Source organism: Pedobacter sp. AC212, assembly GCF_979258625.1.
This window is the reverse complement of record NZ_OZ409870.1, coordinates 2,225,783-2,244,715: the sequence shown is the minus strand read 5'-3', so window position 1 is coordinate 2,244,715 and position 18,933 is coordinate 2,225,783. Positions and strand designations below refer to the sequence as shown.

At 39.5% G+C, this 18,933-nt stretch carries 11 protein-coding genes; 2 read left to right on the top strand and 9 right to left on the bottom strand.

From position 1 onward, the window contains the following. Window positions 1-220: 220 nt before the first annotated feature. A complete protein-coding gene (locus ACZZZC_RS09660) occupies window positions 221-1,246 on the bottom strand; it encodes a FecR family protein (RefSeq protein WP_463487077.1) in 1,026 nt (341 codons plus the stop codon). A gap of 267 nt (window positions 1,247-1,513) precedes the next feature. On the opposite strand from ACZZZC_RS09660, the gene ACZZZC_RS09655 reads away from it, so the two are divergent. Beyond that, window positions 1,514-1,885, top strand: coding sequence for a sigma factor (locus ACZZZC_RS09655; RefSeq protein WP_463487076.1), 372 nt, complete (start codon window positions 1,514-1,516; stop codon window positions 1,883-1,885). Next, on the top strand, window positions 1,882-2,142 hold the full coding sequence (locus ACZZZC_RS09650) for a sigma factor-like helix-turn-helix DNA-binding protein (RefSeq protein ID WP_463487075.1): 261 nt from the start codon (window positions 1,882-1,884) through the stop codon (window positions 2,140-2,142). Before ACZZZC_RS09655 ends, ACZZZC_RS09650 begins: the two co-directional genes overlap by 4 nt. A 159-nt stretch (window positions 2,143-2,301) precedes the next feature. Here ACZZZC_RS09650 and ACZZZC_RS09645 read toward each other — a convergent pair whose 3' ends face one another. From ACZZZC_RS09645 to ACZZZC_RS09610, 8 genes are all read right to left on the bottom strand, one after another. Further along, entirely contained in the window at window positions 2,302-4,824 is a 2,523-nt protein-coding gene (locus ACZZZC_RS09645; RefSeq protein WP_463487074.1) for a glycoside hydrolase family 31 protein, read from the bottom strand. A gap of 88 nt (window positions 4,825-4,912) precedes the next feature. Beyond that, window positions 4,913-6,442 (bottom strand): RagB/SusD family nutrient uptake outer membrane protein, encoded by a 1,530-nt coding sequence (locus tag ACZZZC_RS09640; protein ID WP_463487073.1) that lies wholly within the window; start codon window positions 6,440-6,442, stop codon window positions 4,913-4,915. A 10-nt stretch (window positions 6,443-6,452) separates the two neighbouring features. Then, window positions 6,453-9,404: a SusC/RagA family TonB-linked outer membrane protein gene (locus ACZZZC_RS09635; RefSeq protein WP_463487072.1), complete on the bottom strand. Its 2,952-nt coding sequence runs from the start codon at window positions 9,402-9,404 to the stop codon at window positions 6,453-6,455. A 932-nt stretch (window positions 9,405-10,336) separates the two neighbouring features. After that, the gene (locus ACZZZC_RS09630) at window positions 10,337-12,823 is read right to left on the bottom strand and encodes a sugar-binding domain-containing protein (RefSeq protein WP_463487071.1); all 2,487 of its coding nucleotides are present in this window, start codon (window positions 12,821-12,823) and stop codon (window positions 10,337-10,339) included. 10 nt (window positions 12,824-12,833) lie between these two features. Then, window positions 12,834-14,714 carry a family 43 glycosylhydrolase gene (locus ACZZZC_RS09625; protein ID WP_463487070.1) on the bottom strand — a complete coding sequence of 627 codons (1,881 nt, stop codon included), beginning with the start codon at window positions 14,712-14,714 and terminating at the stop codon, window positions 12,834-12,836. Between the two features lie 127 nt (window positions 14,715-14,841). Further along, on the bottom strand, window positions 14,842-16,482 hold the full coding sequence (locus ACZZZC_RS09620) for a UxaA family hydrolase (protein WP_463487069.1): 1,641 nt from the start codon (window positions 16,480-16,482) through the stop codon (window positions 14,842-14,844). Between the two features lie 2 nt (window positions 16,483-16,484). Next, window positions 16,485-17,783: an L-fucose:H+ symporter permease gene (fucP, locus tag ACZZZC_RS09615; RefSeq protein ID WP_463487068.1), complete on the bottom strand. Its 1,299-nt coding sequence runs from the start codon at window positions 17,781-17,783 to the stop codon at window positions 16,485-16,487. A 150-nt stretch (window positions 17,784-17,933) separates the two neighbouring features. Next, the gene (locus ACZZZC_RS09610; RefSeq protein ID WP_463487067.1) at window positions 17,934-18,794 is read right to left on the bottom strand and encodes an AraC family transcriptional regulator; all 861 of its coding nucleotides are present in this window, start codon (window positions 18,792-18,794) and stop codon (window positions 17,934-17,936) included. Between the last annotated feature and the right edge of the window lie 139 nt (window positions 18,795-18,933).

Sequence of the window (18,933 nt, the reverse complement as noted above, 5' to 3'; positions counted from 1 at the left end):
TCAATAGTAATTTATTTAGGCAATAGGATTGCCTAACACACGTGTAGTGCGTAAAAAAATTCATAACTTTACTTTGTTAAAGGTGAAAGAAATCAGGCTCCCTTGGACAGTAGCCTATCTTAATTAATCGTCTTTGGTACATTCGGGGATATATTTATCCCCGTTTTTTTTGGTTCACTATTGCTGGTTCATATTTGGCTATTAAAGGTTAATTATTTGATTAGTATATGGTGATTTTTTTGTTGTCGATTGAATACGAAAAGGGTTCAATCAGCGCTAATGCATCAAGTACATCCCGAATCTCGGTTTGGTCAAAGGTACCCGAGAAACTTGCATCTCTTGTCTTTGCACTTCGAAACTCAAAGCTAACGTCATACACGCGCTCCATTTCTTTTGATAGATCACCAAAAGTCTTTCCCCTGAATACAATCGTATGGTATCTCCAGAGGGCTTCTACCACAGCAGTATCTTCCTTATTTAGGTAAGTGAGTTCAGGAAGAGACGAATAACTCTTCTGAACTTTACCAGAAACCCGATCTTGATATCGAACGATAAGCTTTTCTGAAGGTTTAAGGGTGATCACGTCATTTGGCCTGTCAGGAAGTGTAACCTGAACCTTTCCTGTGATCAACGTTGTCTCACTCATCTTGTCCCTTGGATAGGCTTTCAGATTGAAAACCGTACCGAGAACCTTTATATCAGCTTTATCTGTATGAATGATAAATGGATGGTCGCTGTCATGATGTACATTAAAATAACCCTCTCCAGAAAGATAAATTTCTCTATGATTTGGACCAAATGTATTGGCTAGTTTTATCTTGCTGTCCACATTAAGAATTACACGGGTTCCGTCGCTCAGGAGCAGTGATTTTTTGATCCCTTTTGCTGTACTGAATACCAAAGGATTACTGGCAACAACAGGACGGTATTCATTCCAGAGAAAATAAGAGGTTCCTAGTGTTATTAGAATCAAAGCTGCAATTCGCAGAAGCCAGTTGAATTTTCTTTTTTTCTCCATCTGGTAGCCCCGCTCAATGGTGGCGATCTTAGACTGTACTTTTCTGTATAAAGCAATATTCTCCTGTTCTTCTATCTGAGCTGAAAGCAAGTAATTCCTTATTGAATGATACTCCTGCAAAAGTTGTGGGTCCTGAGAAAGTAAACTATCTAGTTTTTCCCTATCAGCCTGAGAAATTTCCTCAAGAAATTCTGCAGTGATCAAACGGACAAATTCTTCGCTGGTCATAATTTGGTTAGAATGGATTATGGTATAGACAATTTTCAAACCCGATTTACGTATACACTTTCTAATTTTTTTTATCTTTTTCTTTAGCGCTCAATTTCTAGTGGGGATATAAAGTGATGTGCAGCTTAAATTTATCATAGCATGCAAGAGAGTGATCATTGTAATAAAAAATGCATACATTAGAGAAAATTATAACCAGATATCAACCCACTACGATCTTGCCGGAACGTGGGGATCTTCTTGAGAATTCCAATGATGAGTTAAATAATGGCGGAGAAACAGGAAAATATTCTTGCGTGCTGGGATGAGATCCGGTACAGAAATGATGCGAAAGCTTTTGAGCGGCTTTTTCATTTGACTCAACGTAGATTTATCCGTTTTTGCACGCAGTATGGAGCTAGTCGTGAAGAAGCCGAAGAGATTGTATCTGATGTGTTTGTGCAGTGCTGGGTTAACAGGGCCGCATTAAACCATATTAACAAACCCGAAGTGTATTTGCTCACCCTGATTAAAAATAAAGCCATCAATCATTGGAAAAAATCAGCACAGATGCGTGTTGTAAACATTGACGATGTTCAGGGGGAGCTATCCAGTGTTTATCGACCAGATCTGGATCTGGAAAAAAAGAACTCCGGATGAAGCTGGATGTTGCTATTGATGGTCTTCCGCTACAAACCAAGCTTGCCTTTAAACTGGTAAAAGAGGAAGGATTAAAGTCCGCTGAAGTTGCTGAAATACTTAATATATCAGTCCGAACGGTTCATACCCATGTTTATAATGCGATGAACAGACTATGTAAAGAAATGCATCAATACAGAAAAGTTTCCAATTTTCAAGAGCTGATCATTAAGTTAGCTTCCGCCACGATCTTATTTATTCAATTTCATTCGCTCTAATTGGTCTAAACTTTTATGGAAAAGGATGGTAAATTTGTCATCATATGTTTTAGTCCAGATACATCAGCCACCAAAAGTCGCTAGAAAAGAATTCTTCTTGAAATAGTGGATGTCCACTTATAATTTTCGAAATTTAAAAGCACGAGTCCATTATTTCTCTTACATATTAACGCTTACACGTTGACCTGAATAAGTGATATTTTTTCTGGAAGAAGAATGAATTAAAGTTTTACCTTTTTCGCCCTTTCTAACGATGGTCACATTAAATACCTGATTGCGGACCATATTAGGAAAACTTCCTTTCCTTGCTCCGATAGTGAAAGTTTTTGTTCTTTCTGCCCAATTCAATGTCACGGTTGAAAACTTTCCCTTTTCATAATTGTAATTGTCTCCTTCGTCCTGATAAATGGTAAATGATGCATCTTTACCAGGATATATCCTGATTTCAATTGGTGCAGAAGGGAGTTCGGAGGTATACTGTTGTGCGGCACCGAATGGAACAATAGATCCCTCCCTTACAAATACCGGGATTTTATCAATTGTTGCGCTTGCGGTAATTGTTTGTCCGCCTTTGTAGATTTTACCCGTGTAAAAGTCATACCAATTTCTGTCTTTTGGCAAATAAACATTTCTTGTTTTTACACTGTCAACTTGTTTATTACCTGGTGCAAAGTACATCGGAGAAGTTACAGGACACACCATAAACGAAGGGCCGAACATAAACTGATCCTTTATGTCATATACGGAGACATCCTTTCTAAAATCAAAAATAAGGGGGCGAGTCATGGTATAACTTTCGTTTGAAACCATGGCGGCGACCGAATAAATATATGGCAGCAGTTGGTATCTTAGATTGATCTGACCAATAATACTCTTGTAAAATGGATCATTGACATCGCCAAATTTCCAGGGTTCTCTGGCGAAGTCAGTACCATGGCTTCTCATCATTGGCAACCAGGTGGCAAATTGTAGGGTTCTTACATAAAATTCACGATACCCAGGATCTAAAGTTCCTGTATCAAAATCTCCTTTCCAAAACCATTGCGATTTTGATTTTACAAAAAATGCACCGGCATCAATGGTCCAATAAGGATTGCCTGTCGCCATGTAATTCAAACCGGATGGAATCCATTTGGCAAAATCAGCCCAGGTTGCTTTGGTATCTCCATTCCAAATAAATGTTCCGTAACGATGAATACCGGCAAAGCCAGATCGGGTCAGGTTTAAAACTCTTTTCTGGTCTGTCGCCAGACGCTGGTTATCATAAATACCTTTTGCGTGATTGAGCGAATATAGATTAGCCCGTAAGGGTCCAAGCAGTTGATTTAAACCATTAGCATTAAGATTATATCTGGCTTTCGGATCCTGAGCAATATTATTGGCTTTATCATTCCAATCGCCGTCCACTGGTTCCGATGAATCACACCACCAGGCATCAACTCCATTCGAAAACAGGTTTTTGTTAACATAATTGCTCCAATACATTTTCCGGGCCGAAGTATTGAAGGCATCATAAACAGATCTGCCAAGTACATAATTTTTCGCACCCATTTCTACGGTCTCGTTTCCTGCTACGTTGGGCCAAATCGAGAGCATGAACCTAACGTGTTTATCGTGAATCTTTTGGATCATCAACTTGGGATCCGGATAAAATTTTGTGTCGAACTTTTTATGTCCCCATAGACCGTTGGCCCAATAGTTCCAGTCCTGAACGATTACATCAAGTGGAATTTTACTGGAGCGGAATCGCGTAACTACGCTATCAATCTCATTGGAATTGGTATATCTTTCCTTTGACTGGATATACCCAAATGCATATTTTGGTGAGAGTGGAACTTTGCCTGTAAGTCCACGATAATGTCTCACAACCTGATCTAATTCAGGTCCATACATAAAATAATAATCAAGTTGATTTACCGCATCGAGCTGAATACGATTATCAGCCGCTTGGTCGGAAAAAACCATTGTGGACCCCACGTCAAAAAGCAGTCCATAACCCGATGAGCTCATCAATACCGGAACACTTTTTTTTAGGTTATGCTGATACAGGTATTGAATTTTGCCACGAAGGTTCATATCCCCTTCCTCATGAGACCCGAGTCCATAGAGCGCTTCCCCTTTTTGCCATTGAAATCGGGATATCATTTTCCATGCCTGTCCAACTATTGCTTTTGAACCAATCTGAGCAATGACTAAATCTCCATTGGCTGTTTTTTCTACTTCGTTTTTACTATCATCGAAGCCAACCTTTTCAATATCAATTTTTTCAGCAGATCGAGGGTTTTTTAGAGCTTCCTCCAGGATTACTTTCCCGTTATTTTGGAGATAGGTTATCGATCCGGTTGATTTATTGATCTTTACATTTAAGCTTTTTGAACTCAGAATATAATCATATGCGCTCTGCTTGAAAGTAAAAGCGACTTGATTTTCTCTGCGGGGAATACAAATATCGGTTTCATTACCATTGAAATCATTTAGAGGTACGTATTGAATACGCACCAATTGAGGGTTTATAAAAGTTACTCTTAATTTTTCAGTACCTTTAGTGAACACCACACCTGAAGGTTCCTTTTTACCCTGAAATATTTTTTTAGTTATACCTTTCGCTGGTACAACTTGCGCATTAACAGATTTCAAAGTCAAGGATAAACTGATCAGTATCAATAAAAATTTAGTTGGCATGTTTTTTAAGTTCTTATCGGAATTATATTTATAGTGCTTTAAAAATAAATAAGAAGAATTTTCATTTGATCTACTTATTTAATACCATTTAGTAGCCTGGATTTTGGGTTAGGTTTGCGTTTGCCAAAAGCGCGGTCTGAGGAATGGCAAATAACAAATATTTCTCTGATGATGCGGGTTTGAGTAAGCGCGCATTCAAAAATTTTCCAAATCTGATCAAATCAGGTCTTCTTGTACCTTCCCAATACAGTTCACGTCCTCGCTCTGCAAGCAAGTCATCCAACGTGAGCGTACTAAGTGGCGCCAAAGAACCTGGGGTAGCAGATCTTGATGATCTGATTAGGTTTACTATTGTTAAAGCGGCACTGACATTTCCATTTCTAAACAATGCCTCAGCTTTCATGAGCTGAACATCAGCATACCTGATGAACATAAAATCATTATCGGGATTACCGACATTGGTATAATCGGGAACATACTTAATCACGCGAACGCCCGAATAGAGACCCTCCCCCTGCAATGTAGTGAGATTTGGTGTGATGATGGTATTTGCAAGAGGTGCTCCATTTGGCCCAAACTGTTGTCCTACTAAAAAGCCAACATTAAAACCACCTTTGGTTTTTACGACAGGATCAACATAACTCTTCCTGATATCACCATCAGAGAATGAAGCATAAAAATCCGGGGTTGTCGCAAAGCCATTCCATCCTCCGCCCTGAGGCAAAGTCATCGATCCGATTAATGAGGCATACCACCAGTATTGAGTGAGTAGACCTCGACTGCCTCCAATACCCTGAAGTGTAAATATCTGCTCTTTGGATAATTCTCCGTTGGATGGCTGAAAATTATTCCAGTAAAAATCTATTGACTTACCAACGATGTTATCAGCATTTGCAATAACCTTATCCATATTGACTTTATCAAATGTTGGTCGTGCCCGATCAGGGTAAACACCTTTATTAAGATACAGCCTTGCTAAAAATCCATATGCTGCTTGTTTTGTTGGAACATATGCCGCGCCAGTCGCGGGTAAATCTGGTAATGAAGCTTCTATTTCAGCGATGATGAAATTTATACCTTCTACACCAGCGTAAACTTTTGGTAACAGAATCAAGTCTGAACCTGGTTCTCGATATGGAAATTTACCAAACAAATCCAAGATGCTGTACATGCTGTACGCCCTTAAAAACCTAGCCTGTGCAGCAACATCTGCAGGGGGGCTGAAAGTTAGAATATTCCCTGAATCATATACACATTTGTTTAATGAATTATATGTTGCCAATAAGTAAGGATGGGTGGCATCCCAGCTGTGAAGATATAATTTCCTCCAAACGCCATCATCATCCCATCCACTAGGACGTGAAGGCACAACAAGTTCATCTGTAGTTGCTTCCTGAAGACCAAAATGATGAGAATAGTCTGTATAAGGCACCGTCATATCCAGATAAACAGTTTGTAATAATGAAGCAAAAGTGGTTGTTTTACTGGCCAATGCTTTTGCCTGTTCGCGGTTTAGTTCTGAACTTAAATTTTCATCTAGTTTTTTACAAGATGATACTAGGAATATTGAGGCGAAGATAAGGGTTACGATATTATGTTTTAGTTGAGTTGATTTCATGATTTCCAAATTAAAAGCTTAAATTAAATCCGATTAAGAATGATCTTGCCGATGGGTATGCTCCATAATCAATACCGAACGAAGGAACCCCACCCACTGATTTATCAGTACTCACTTCGGGATCGAATCCGGAATAGTTCGTTATCAACAGTAAATTTTGTCCTGTTAGAAAAACTCTGGCTGTTTTAAATTCTCCGATGCTTCCCAGATCATAATTTAATGTTGCGTTGTTAAGCCTGATAAAATTTCCGTTTTCGAGAAAACGGGTAGATACAATATTTGCATTTGTCAGGCGCTCATTACCTAGTCCGATTTCTGCTGTTGTATTTCGGCCAATAGCCAAGCCGCTTGGAGCAAGGTTTACCATTCTTGTATTATTGTAAATCTTTTGACCAAAAGAACCGTTCCATGACATCTCGAAAGAGAATTTTTTATAGGACAATGAAGTAGATGCACCTACTAACGTTTTCGGATTGGGATCTCCAACATATTGTTTATCGGTACTGTATTGTGCCACGCCATTGCCGTCTAAACCCAGATACCGGACCATGTTATATACGAAAAGCGGTTGATCATTTGCAATCTGCTGAGCAGGTATTCCACTGGCCAGACCGCTGCCGTTGATATTACCAGTAAGGACCACGGGACCTGTATAATTGGTAAAAAGATTTTTTTGAAAAGTTGCATTTAAGCCAAGATTCCATCTAAAATCTGTTTTTTCAAATAAAACAAAATTCAATGCCGCTTCCATTCCATAATTTTTAAGCACTGCTGGCAAATTGCTAAAGTAATTTACTGCGGGACCAGGCTGTACCAAAGCAAGCTGAAAAAGTAAATCTTTGGTTTGTTTGTTAAAATATTCTACCGTACCGGTAATGCGATTGTTGAAAAGGCCGAAATCTATTCCTGCATTGTAGCTGTCTGTTGTTTCCCATTTTAGGTTTGGGTTGCCATAATTGGCCTGGGAAATACTTTGCAAACCAAAAGAATATCGGTCTTGAGCTGAACCAGCTGGAAATTCCTGATTACCTGTTTTACCATAACCCAATCTCAATTTTAAGCTACTTAATTTTTCTGGCAAAAACCCTTCCTCTGTCAACACCCAGGCAGCGGCAAGGGATGGAAAGTATCCATATTTGTTATTTGAACCAAATTTCGTGGAACCGTCTGCCCTCATTGTTGCGGTTAGTAAGTATCGTCCATCATAATTCAAATTAATCCTTGAGAAATAGGACTGTAATTGGTTTGTAGGATCTACAAATGATGATGTTCCAATATTGCCACGAGCAGGATTTTGGAGAATACTACTTCCGAGTACATCAAAGCTAGTAAACCCTGTCCCTGATACACCATAAGATGATCTTTTGAAGTCGATAAACTCATATCCCAATAAGGCATTCAAATTTAAATTAGTGGATAGTTGTTTTGTATAGTTCAGCGTATTGGTTACCGTTGTAGTATTTAGCTGATTGTTAGCTACACCTGCATAACCTATGTTTGTGATATTATTCAGGAAAAGATTTCCTGAAATATCAGTAGTACGGTTACCAACAACATTATTTAAGCCCAAAGTTAATTTATACACCAATCCATCAATAATCTTGATGCTTGGAGATACGTTCGCTAAAACATTTGTTACTTCCGATTTGTCGTTATAATATTCGATCAGAGCCAATGGGTTAGTCCCAAATCCTGGGATAGTAGTAGTTCCATCGGTGTAATTTTGTTGTACAAATCTTCCATCTGGATATTTTAACGGGACGGTTGGGTTCCATTCCAGGGCATTGCCAATGAGACTACCGTAAAGATTACTGTTGTTACCAATAGGAACCCCAACATTTTTAGTTTTTGCGGCAATGATATTGAAATCCAGACGTATGCGGTCATTTTTGAGAAAGCTGTGGCCACCAGAGATATTGGCTACATATTTTTTAAAGTCTGATTTACGAACAATACCTTGCTGGTCAGTGTATCCTAGAGAAATCCTGTAATTGCCTTTTTCGTTTCCACTTGAGATAGCTATGTTGTGATTTTGGCTGATAGCGGTTCTGGTAATTGCATCCAGTGCATCTGTAGCATTTTTGCCGTTAAACTGCATTAGATTCCTATTGGTCAATGCTTGTGTGAATTCATCACTGTTCATCTGAACATTGGACCGCATGAGGTTCGCGATTCCTACAGAACTGGAGATTTGCAATTCTGCTGCACCTGATTTTCCTTTTTTTGTTGTGATAATGACCACACCATTTGCTCCTCTGGAGCCATAAATCGCAGTGGCGGATGCATCCTTTAACACATCGATTGATTCAATATCATTGGAGTTAATAAAACTCAAAGGATTGCTACCAGCTGTTGAACCTAAAGTTGATGCATTGGCAGATGGTTGAGTATTTCTCCCATCAAGCGGAATTCCATCAACAACAAAAAGTGGCTGATTACCAGCTCTAAGAGAATTTGCTCCTCTAATTCTTACTGTCATTTCCGCGGCAGGGGCACCATTATTAGATCCTATTTGTACACCAGCCAGTTTGCCTTGTATTAATTGTTCCGGAGAGGTGGTGATACCTTTATTAAAATCTTTGGCCTTTACACTACCTACCGCACCAGTAAGATCGCTCTTTCTCGCACTTCCATAACCAATGACCACAACATCCTCCAGTGCTGACTGGGAAGACTTCAGGCGAATATTGATTTCAGCATTACCACCTAATTTTACGGTTTGAGTATCGTACCCGATAAAACTAAATTCCAAAGTACCCTCGCTAATGTTTGTATCAAGTGAATATCTACCTTGATTATCAGTAACTGTACCCACATTTGTTCCTCTAATCTTTACAGAAACCCCAGGAATAGGACTTCCGGTCTCATCAGTCACTTTACCACTAAGCTTTTGTTTAGCAATGAAGTTATTATTTACTGATTTATTTAACGGCGCATTAATCATCGACATATCACTGATCATCGATATGTTAAGAGGTAAATTTCGTGCAGATACACGACCTAGTGAAAGTAGTAATATAAGACCCGTTATTTTAGTCACGGCCACGCCTTTATTGCATAATAGCAGTTTTATACAGCTATACTTTAGTTTTAGACTCATAATCTGTTTTAACTTTAAAAATATTTGGTTGGTTTCGAAATTAATCCTTGTAATGATGTGTAAGTTTTTATACTCGCTCCATCACCTAAAATTTTATACTTATGTCCAGCAATGTGCTGTCCTTAACCTTTGTAAGTGTTTCATTCTGAGTTTAGCTTTATCAGAAGCTATCTATGGCCGATCCAGCTCTTCGATAACATTTTTTGTCTGTTGAAATATTGTAGATACAATACTTGCCTTTATAACTAACTTGCCAGTTCTCTTTTCGCGAAAAAAATATTCTTTCTTCTAATACATTTAAAAAAACGCAAAGACAAAACCTTATGGAAAAATGTTATGCGTTATGATATACTTGGTTAGGGGTGACTGTAGAACAAATCTATAAAGTAGTGGACTGATTTTTTTTGCATGGAAGCGATATATTTTTATAATAATCCGACTTTATTATATTAAAATCATTACCCCTTATCCAAAAAAATACCGCATACAATTAGAAAACTAAGGTTAAAATCAAGCTAAGAATAAATTTGTTCGGGCAATAGCGTATCCGGTAAATGTTCCAATCTGAGCGAATTTTATTTATTATGCGATAATGCCGTCTAATGGCATAGCCAAACACCACTATCTATCTGGCGAAATTAGGTTACTTTCATAAAATTTTTAGTAAACGGCTAATAAGCCTTATTGCTCAGTATTATAAAATTCCAGTTAAAGATTGATAAGTGCAGTTGGCATATGCCTGATACACTCATTAAAGGTAATTTAATTAGGGTCGTAAAAGAAGTTTCTAAGATTTATAACCTTATCTCTGCTTTTTTCAACGCTGGCGAGCTAAATCGAATCACAACATCTTTTTTAAGTTTTGCTTCATACTGAATATAGGCTATCATCTTTCCATGAAATACATGCTGTTTATTATCTGTATAATCTTCCATGTCTTCATTATTTCCTGCTTCCATACCCAATAACTTAGCTTTACCTGATATACTACAAGTGATTTCATCATTAGAAAGTTCTACCGGAATACCATCTTCATCAATTATCTGTAGGCTAATCTGAACGAGTCCATTTTTAGCATCAGTCTTAAGTTTTTGTACTTGATGCACCTTGATAGCATGAGGCTGCTTAGCTGATGTCAGCTGGTGCTTAACGGTTTCTGTTCCATTTTTATCAAGACCGACAACCTCTAATTTCCCCGGTTCGTAGGGAATATCCCAAAAAACGATACCTGTTTTATCATCTTTTGCTTTAATGTTGCCAACTACTTTCCCATTAAGTTGCAGCTGAGCTTGTATGGCATTGGTATAACATACCACTCTGATCATCTGATCCTTTTGGTAGTTCCATATCGGCCATGCGTCCATAGATGGAACATCATTTTTCCGGTTTCCCTGCTCTGATTCAAGCAAAGACCAGGCATCAGTTGCCTTGCCTCCTCCGTTAAGCGGATAGCTGCCCAGATAAGCCATTGGTTTATCTGACCACAATGATTGACGGAAGTACCCTCTTGGTTTAATGAAGCCTGCGAAATCCAGCAAGCCTGAGTAAAACCCCCTTGAAGGCCATTTTCCTGATTCCCCCAGGTAGTCGATTCCTGTCCATAAAAACTGCCCAAAAATGTGTTCATTGTCACGCACCGCTTTCCACGCATCAAGATCATGACGGTTCTCACTGCCAAAGATTATGCGCTTAGGGTACTTTTTATGATCTGACTGGTATCGGCTCTCCGTGTAATTGTAGCCTGCAATATCCAAAGCGCCTGGGTATGCCGTCTCGTTTGACATCGCAACGCCAGCAAGTCCAGCGGTTACCGGACGGCTTTTATCATAAGCTTTCACTATTGATGCCAGTTTGATAGCAATCTCTCCCAAGCGCTCAGCGTCGGGAGCATCCTTTTTATAGCCTCCAAAAATTGGCTGGGTAAATCCACCTTCCTTATTACCAGCCAATACCGGGTGTGAATATGGATCATTTGGATAATCAACTTCGTTACCGATACTCCATGCGAATATGGAAAGGTGGTTTCGGTCGCGTTTGACCATATCTGCCAAATCCTGTTCACCCCATTGCTTAAAGAAATCGGAGGTCCCCTGATAACCCGGTGTACCCACATTCCACCCTTGTAACCACTTGCGCTTTGGATATTCCCATTCATCGAAAGCTTCATCCATCACCAGTAAACCGAGTTCATCACAAAGTGAATATAAGGATGACGCCTGCGGGTTATGGCTGGTACGGATGGCATTAACGCCCAGTGATTTCAAATTAAGCAGACGGCGACGCCATACTTCTGGATAAAATTCAGCACCAAGTACACCAGCGTCATGATGCAAACAGACGCCTTTAACTTTCATCCGTTCTCCATTCAATGCAAAACCTTTATCCGCATGGAAAGTAAATGTACGGAAACCGGTGACCACAATAGATTGATCTTTAATCAAATTACCTTGTTTGACTGTGGTGCGAAGTTTATAACCGGTGGGCGAATTCAGGCTCCAAAGTTTTGGATTCATTAATACCAAGACAGAATTCACCTGTCTTTTGCGCCCCGGCTGAAGGGTGGAGTTACCTAATTTTTTAACAACCACGGCCCCATTCTGATCAATGAGCTCGTGAAGTATGGTTAAGTCTGCACCAATCTTTGAATCATTCTTAATCTCTGTCGATACATGTAAAGTACCTTTTTCACCCTCGACTACAGGGTAAGCATAAACACCCCACTGATCCAGATGAACCGGGTTTGATTTCACCAGCCAAATATCACGATAAATGCCAGAGCCTGTGTACCATCTCGAATCTGGATCCTTACTGTGATCGACTCGAACAGAAATCAGGTTTTCTTCCCCATACTTAACAAAAGGAGTAATATCATATGAGAATGAAATATAACCGTTTGGACGCTTACCGACTGATTGCCCGTTTACAAACACTTCACTGCGGTTATACACACCCTCAAAATAAAGGTATAATTTCTTGCCTTTTTCTTCATCACGAACATTTAATTTTTTCTGGTACCAACCGATACCACCTGGAAGATACCCTGAGGCACTCGCAGAAGCGGGATTAAGATTCTGTTTCACACTCCAGTCATGAGGGAGCTGTACATCTCTCCACGATTTGTCGCTTTTTTCTGTCTTCATTGTCCCATCTGTTTCGCCCAGGTGAAATCTCCAGTCCAAATTAATTTTTTCAGCCTGTCCGAAGCCAGGCTGCGCAAGGAGCAGTGAAGAATTCAGTAGGATGCTGCCAAGTGTAAGAACCAAGTATTTTAAGTTGCTCATTCTGTTAAAGTTAAAGTGTGGGTTTTATAGGCAAGATATTTCCTTTATCGTCGAAATACATCCGATCCATGCAGACTTCACGGTGAAATCCTGCTGCATCGCCCATTTTAATGCCATCCGGATAACTGAACCGATGGTAAATCACGTACCATTCATCTTTTCCATGCATTTGCAGTACGGAATTATGACCTGTGCCATAAATACCATTCGATGGATCTTTCTGAAGAATTAGATTGTTCTCTGGAATATTGATGGGACCGTTTGGCGAAGAAGAAGTACCGTACCTTACGCGATAATTTTCACTTCGCGTATCATCTTCCGACCAAAGAAAATAGTATATTCCCTTACGGTAGAACACATAAGTTCCTTCTCTAAAAGTCTTATCCGTTTTCAAAGTTTTTGCTGTATTTTCTTTTAATGAAATCATATCCTCATTAAGTTCTGCTGAAGCCAGGTAGCCATTTCCCCAATAAATGTAACTTTTTGCGGTTTTGGGGTCAGTAAATACAGCTGGATCAATTTCCTGTCCATGTTTAACACCTTCTGGTTTAGCACTTATAAGCGGTTTACCCGAATCAACGAAAGGCCCCGTTGGAAGATCGGATACAGCAACACCGATTTTTTGGGCCGCAGTAAAGTAATAGTAATATTTGTATTTGCCTTTAACCTTTTTCTCGGTGATGGCAGGCGCCCATGCATTCCGGTTCGCCCAACTCACCTCTTTTTTAAGGTCCAGAATTACTCCTTCATCATTCCAGCTTTTAAGATCAGATGAAGAGAAAGTTTTAAAATAAGCCCCTCCCCATCCATCGAAGCCGTCGCTTGTGGGATAGATATAGTATTTTTTGGTTTTATTGGAATACAATACATCTGGGTCAGCGTAATACCCTTCAAGAACAGGATTTTTTCTGAATGAAAATTCCATACCATCCGGAATCCCCCACTGGTTGGTCAGGTTGATTAATTCCTTGCGTGATAATGGAATGATGGAACCGTGACGGGGATGAAAATCCATTTTTACCTCATGATCAATGACTTTAAATTTATCAAGATCGTAGCTCTCGCAAAACTGATATTTACCTTTTCCATACACATCATACATGAGAATGTATTTTTCTGTGTTGCTAAGCTTGAACACTCCCGATCCTTCCACCGCATCTTTGGTTTGCTGCTTGTATCCAGGTTGTTCAATCCATTTCGTGCTGGTCAACGAATCTGTAATCGCCAGCTTAATTCCATTTCCATGCCCTTCTGTTTTATAAAACAGATAAAACAATCCGTTTTTATTGATGATGTCCCCATCAATACAGGATTTGCCATTATTTGGTCTGAACAAAACTTCTGGCGCTGCAATAAAGCCGGTAAAGTCTTCATTGGCGTAAGCATAGTATATGATATCTGCACCATCACCATGCTTCATTGACCAGTACACCATGTATTTCCCTTTTGCAGGATCAAAAATGGTTTGTGGTGCCCATACCCGCTTTAGATCCTCATTCCCTTTATACTGTTTTTGTATGTTAACAACAGTATGTTTCCAGTTGATCAGATCTGTGGATTTCATTAATACCATCGCCCGGTTTGAATCCCATCCTTTTGAGGAAGTCATATCAGTGAGAACCATGTAATAGGATTGACCATCAATACCGCGAAGAATGTGAGGATCCCGTATACCACCTGTAGAACTGATTATTTTTGAATCCAGAATGGGCTTGTTATGATTTAACGCCCGGTAATTATATCCATCTGTACTGATGGCAAAACAAAGTGCTTCATCGGATACTGCATTTCCCTTAAAATAAGCAAATAAATAACCGGCATAGTCTTTTTCTGCAGGTCCGGCTTTATATTCCTGGCCGGAGGTGCGCATGGTGCTACATAGTTGTAGCATAACAATAAAGATTACGATCATACACCTGAGGTGTGTAAAATTCAATTGCATCATCTTTTTTATTCCTGTGTTCATTGTAGATTCTATTGTTCCCTTGTGTATAAAATATTGTTAACGATCTGAATGCTTACAGGGAAACGCCCCTCTTCCAGGGAATAAAGTCATCCTGCTGAAGCAAAACGGCTTTGGGAATAGATTCTCCACTAGCCACTTTGATACAATGCTCCAATATTTCTTCACCAACCTGGTCAATCGTTTTTTCTCCACTGATGATGCTACCGGTATCAAGGTCGATAATGTCATTCATCTTTTTGGCAAGTGATGTGTTTGATGATATTTTTACCGTCGGGCAGACCGGATTACCGGTAGGCGTACCCAAGCCTGTTGTAAAAAGAATAATGGTTGCTCCTGATGCGGTTTGTCCGGTTGTGGCTTCCACATCATTGCCTGGCGTACACACTAGGCTCAGCCCCGGTTTGGTAACCACTTCTGTATAGTCCAAGACATCAACAATAAGTGAGGTACCGCCTTTTTTCGCGGCACCCGTTGATTTTATGGCATCCGTAATCAGACCATCTTTAATATTTCCAGGGGATGGATTCATATGAAAACCTGAACCAGCCTGATGCGCCAGATCATTGTAATCGGTCATCAGTTTGACAAATTTTTCAGCAGCTGAGCGATCAATCATTCTATCAAGGATTTGTTGCTCTGCGCCACACAACTCTGGAAATTCTGCCAATAAAACCTTTCCCCCCAGTCCAACCAGAAGATCAGCACAGTAACCCACAGCTGGGTTCGCTGAAATACCACTGAACCCATCACTTGCACCACATTTTACACCGATGCAAAGTTTGTCGAGTGAAGCAGGCTGACGCGATTGTCTGTTGACTAGAATCAATGCTTTGAATGTTTGCAAAATAGCCTTCTGGATCATCAATTCTTCACTTAAGGCTTTCTGCTGCTCAAAAACAAGAAATGGCTTGTCAAAAGCAGGGTTGCGTTCATATAAATCAGCCTTTAGGTCGCCTACCTGCAGATGCTGACATCCCAGGCTCAGCAGCGTAACGCCGGCAACATTTGGATGGTCAGCATAGGCAGCGAGTAACCTGCTCAGCGTTGCTGCATCTTGTCGGGTACCGCCACATCCGCCGGAATGATTGAGAAATTTTATGCCATCAATATTTTTGAAAACTCTCTTTATTTTATCGTTAGTCTCGGGCTGAAAATCAACGTGAAGCAGATCTTCTCCAAACTCAAATGCATCAACAAGACTTTGCGCATAGTAAAAATATTTATCATCAACGGTGTAACCGAGCGCATGGTTAAGGGCACTTTTTATCACATCCAGATTTCTGTTTTCACAGAATACGGTGGGAATAAACAGCCAGTAATTAGCGGTACCCACCCGACCATCACTGCGGTGATAACCGTTAAATGTACGGTTGGTAAACCTGGTCATATCCGGCTTTTGCCAGTCTTGCATAGTTTCCTTGATCGAAAACGGATCGGTTGCATGAGAAGTGTTTTCTATGGACATCCTTTCGCCCTGAAGGACATCATGATTTAATAGTCCGACAACGACACCATACATCATCACTTTTTCCCCAGCCTTGAGGTCTTCAATGAAAAATTTATGTTTTGCAGGAATGTCTTCCAATAAACGAATCTCCCTGGAAGCATCTATGATGATGGTGCCTGCGGCTAAATCTGTTAAGGCGACCAAAACATTATCCTTTTTGTCGATCTGAAGGGTTATTTTATTCATTTTTATTTAACAATATTATTATTTACAGGCTTCCAGAATTTCAAGCCAAAGAGGAACACGATAAAAAAACAAAGAACAGGAACCAGAAAACCATATTGAATGCTACCTGTTAGATCAGAAATATAGCCCAATGATAAAGGCAGTACCGCACCGCCAACAATTGACATTACAATTAACGAGGAACCTATTTTGGTATCCTTTTCAAGCCCGGCAATTCCTAGTGAGAATATAGTGGGAAACATGATAGACATAAAAAACGAAACGCCGATAAGTGCATATACGGTGATGATTCCCTGAGAAAAAATAGCGATAAGTGTCAATAGAATACTGAACAATGCATATATGAAGAGTAATACGTTGGGTGCTGTTAGGCGCATGAAAAAAGTTCCAACAAACCTGCCGATCATAAATGCGAGACCAGCTCCTCCGGCGTACCAACTGGCCGTAGAAGAAGTTAGGCCTGCTGCCGAGGTGGCAAAGCGTATAAAAAAACTCAAAACGCATACTTGTGCACCCACATAGAAAAACTGGGCAATAATGGCGAATGTGAGGTGCCGATGCAGAAATGCTTTGATAAAAGAGGTTTTTTCATCCTTTGACTCCGTATCTTTTATATCCGGTAATTTGATGAATATGAACACTACCGCAATTAGCAGGATTAGCGCACCCAAAATGGCATATGGCCCCTTTACAGTTGCAGCCTCGCTCATTAAAAATTGTTTTTTTGCCAAGGGAAGCATAAGGGCAAGCTCTTTGTCGGTAAGTGTACTTTCACTTAATATAAATTTCCCGCCAATTACCGGAGCCAAAAACGCAGCCAGACCGTTAAAAGATTGAGCAAAATTTAACCGCTGCGAGGCCGTATCAGCATCGCCCAAAGCAATTACATAAGGGTTTGCTGCTGTTTCCAGAAAGGTCAGACCACACGCTAAAACAAATAACGCCCCTAGAAAAAAGATATACACACCAGTATTTGCTGCCGGTATAAATAAGAATGAACCAACTGCAAAGAGGATCAACCCAAGTATGATCCCGAATTTATATCCATACTTTTTCATTAGAAAACCTGCCGGAAGTGCCATAATGAAGTAAGCAATAAATACAGAAAAATCGATTAGCGCCGTTTCAAGATCTGAAAGGAAAAAAGCCCTTTTTAAATGAGGAATTAAAACTGGATCAAGATTATGCACAAAACCCCAGAAAAAAAAGAGACTGGTAATAAGAATAAGGGCAATTAGATTCTTCTCGCCTTTTCTATTGATGCCTTTATTATAAGTAGATTTTTGTGTGATGGGATTCATTGATAATTCGGTAAGTTATTTACATGAAAAGATTTTAATAGAGAATATATTGGGAGAAGATCTCACAATGAATAACGTCAATTCACAGACGCTGACAAATCATCGTTTATATCAACAGCAAGTAGATCTGGTAGCACTGAAAAGTAAAACTTAACCGAATTCTTTCTGATAAACCAATGGGGTTTTACCGGTAATGTCTCGAAAATGTTTGTAAAAGCTTGTAAAACAGGAATAGCCACTTTCATAGCAAACTTCTTTAATGCTCAGGTTATTTTCACTCAGCATCTTGCAGGCTTGTCCTACCCTTATTTCATTCAAAAACCTGGTATAGGTTTTTTTGAAAGTGGCTTTGAAAAATCTGCAAAAAGAAGTTGGGCTAACATTAGCTGTTGCGGCAATTTCTTTGAGATCAATTTTTCGCTTATAATTATTGATGGTATGATCATAAATGGCACCCAATCTAGCTTTATCGCGTGTTGACGACTTCAGGTGGAAATTATGAGAATGGAGTGTTTGCAAGCCCCTGCAATTGCCAATCTCTGATAGGCAATCAATCAGGATGGAGAGCCTTCTGGCTCCAATAGACCTCACAATACGCTTAATTAGCATCCCAAGTACAGGCGCATCGGTATTAGAGATCTGAATGCCTTTTGTGCAAAGCGCGAGCGCATTTCTTACACCCTGGAATTCAGGTAAGCAAAAAAAAGCATTGCTGAATAATTCTATATTAAAATGAATCACATATATCTCCACATTACTGACAGTAGTATTAAAATGCTTTGGAGAAAGTTTATAATAATGCGGTATATTACTTCCTATCAACACAATATTACCATCTGTGAAAGGCGTCATGCTATCACCTATATATTGTACACCACAACCCTTCTTAAAATAAATCAATTCATGTTCGGTGTGGAAATGCAGGTAATTATTCACATCTGGTTTGGTATCAACTCTGGAGACAAACGAATGAAACAAATCTTTTGGAATTTGTATAGCTTGAGGTTTCATGGTTCTATTTAAATAGAAATAAATTTAAGGACGGCAATAGAAAGCAATGATCAAAGCATTTAAAAAACGCCATTCCCTAGGGAATGACGCTAACTTTACTAACCGTGTGTGTTTATGTAATCTAAGAAATTCATTTAGC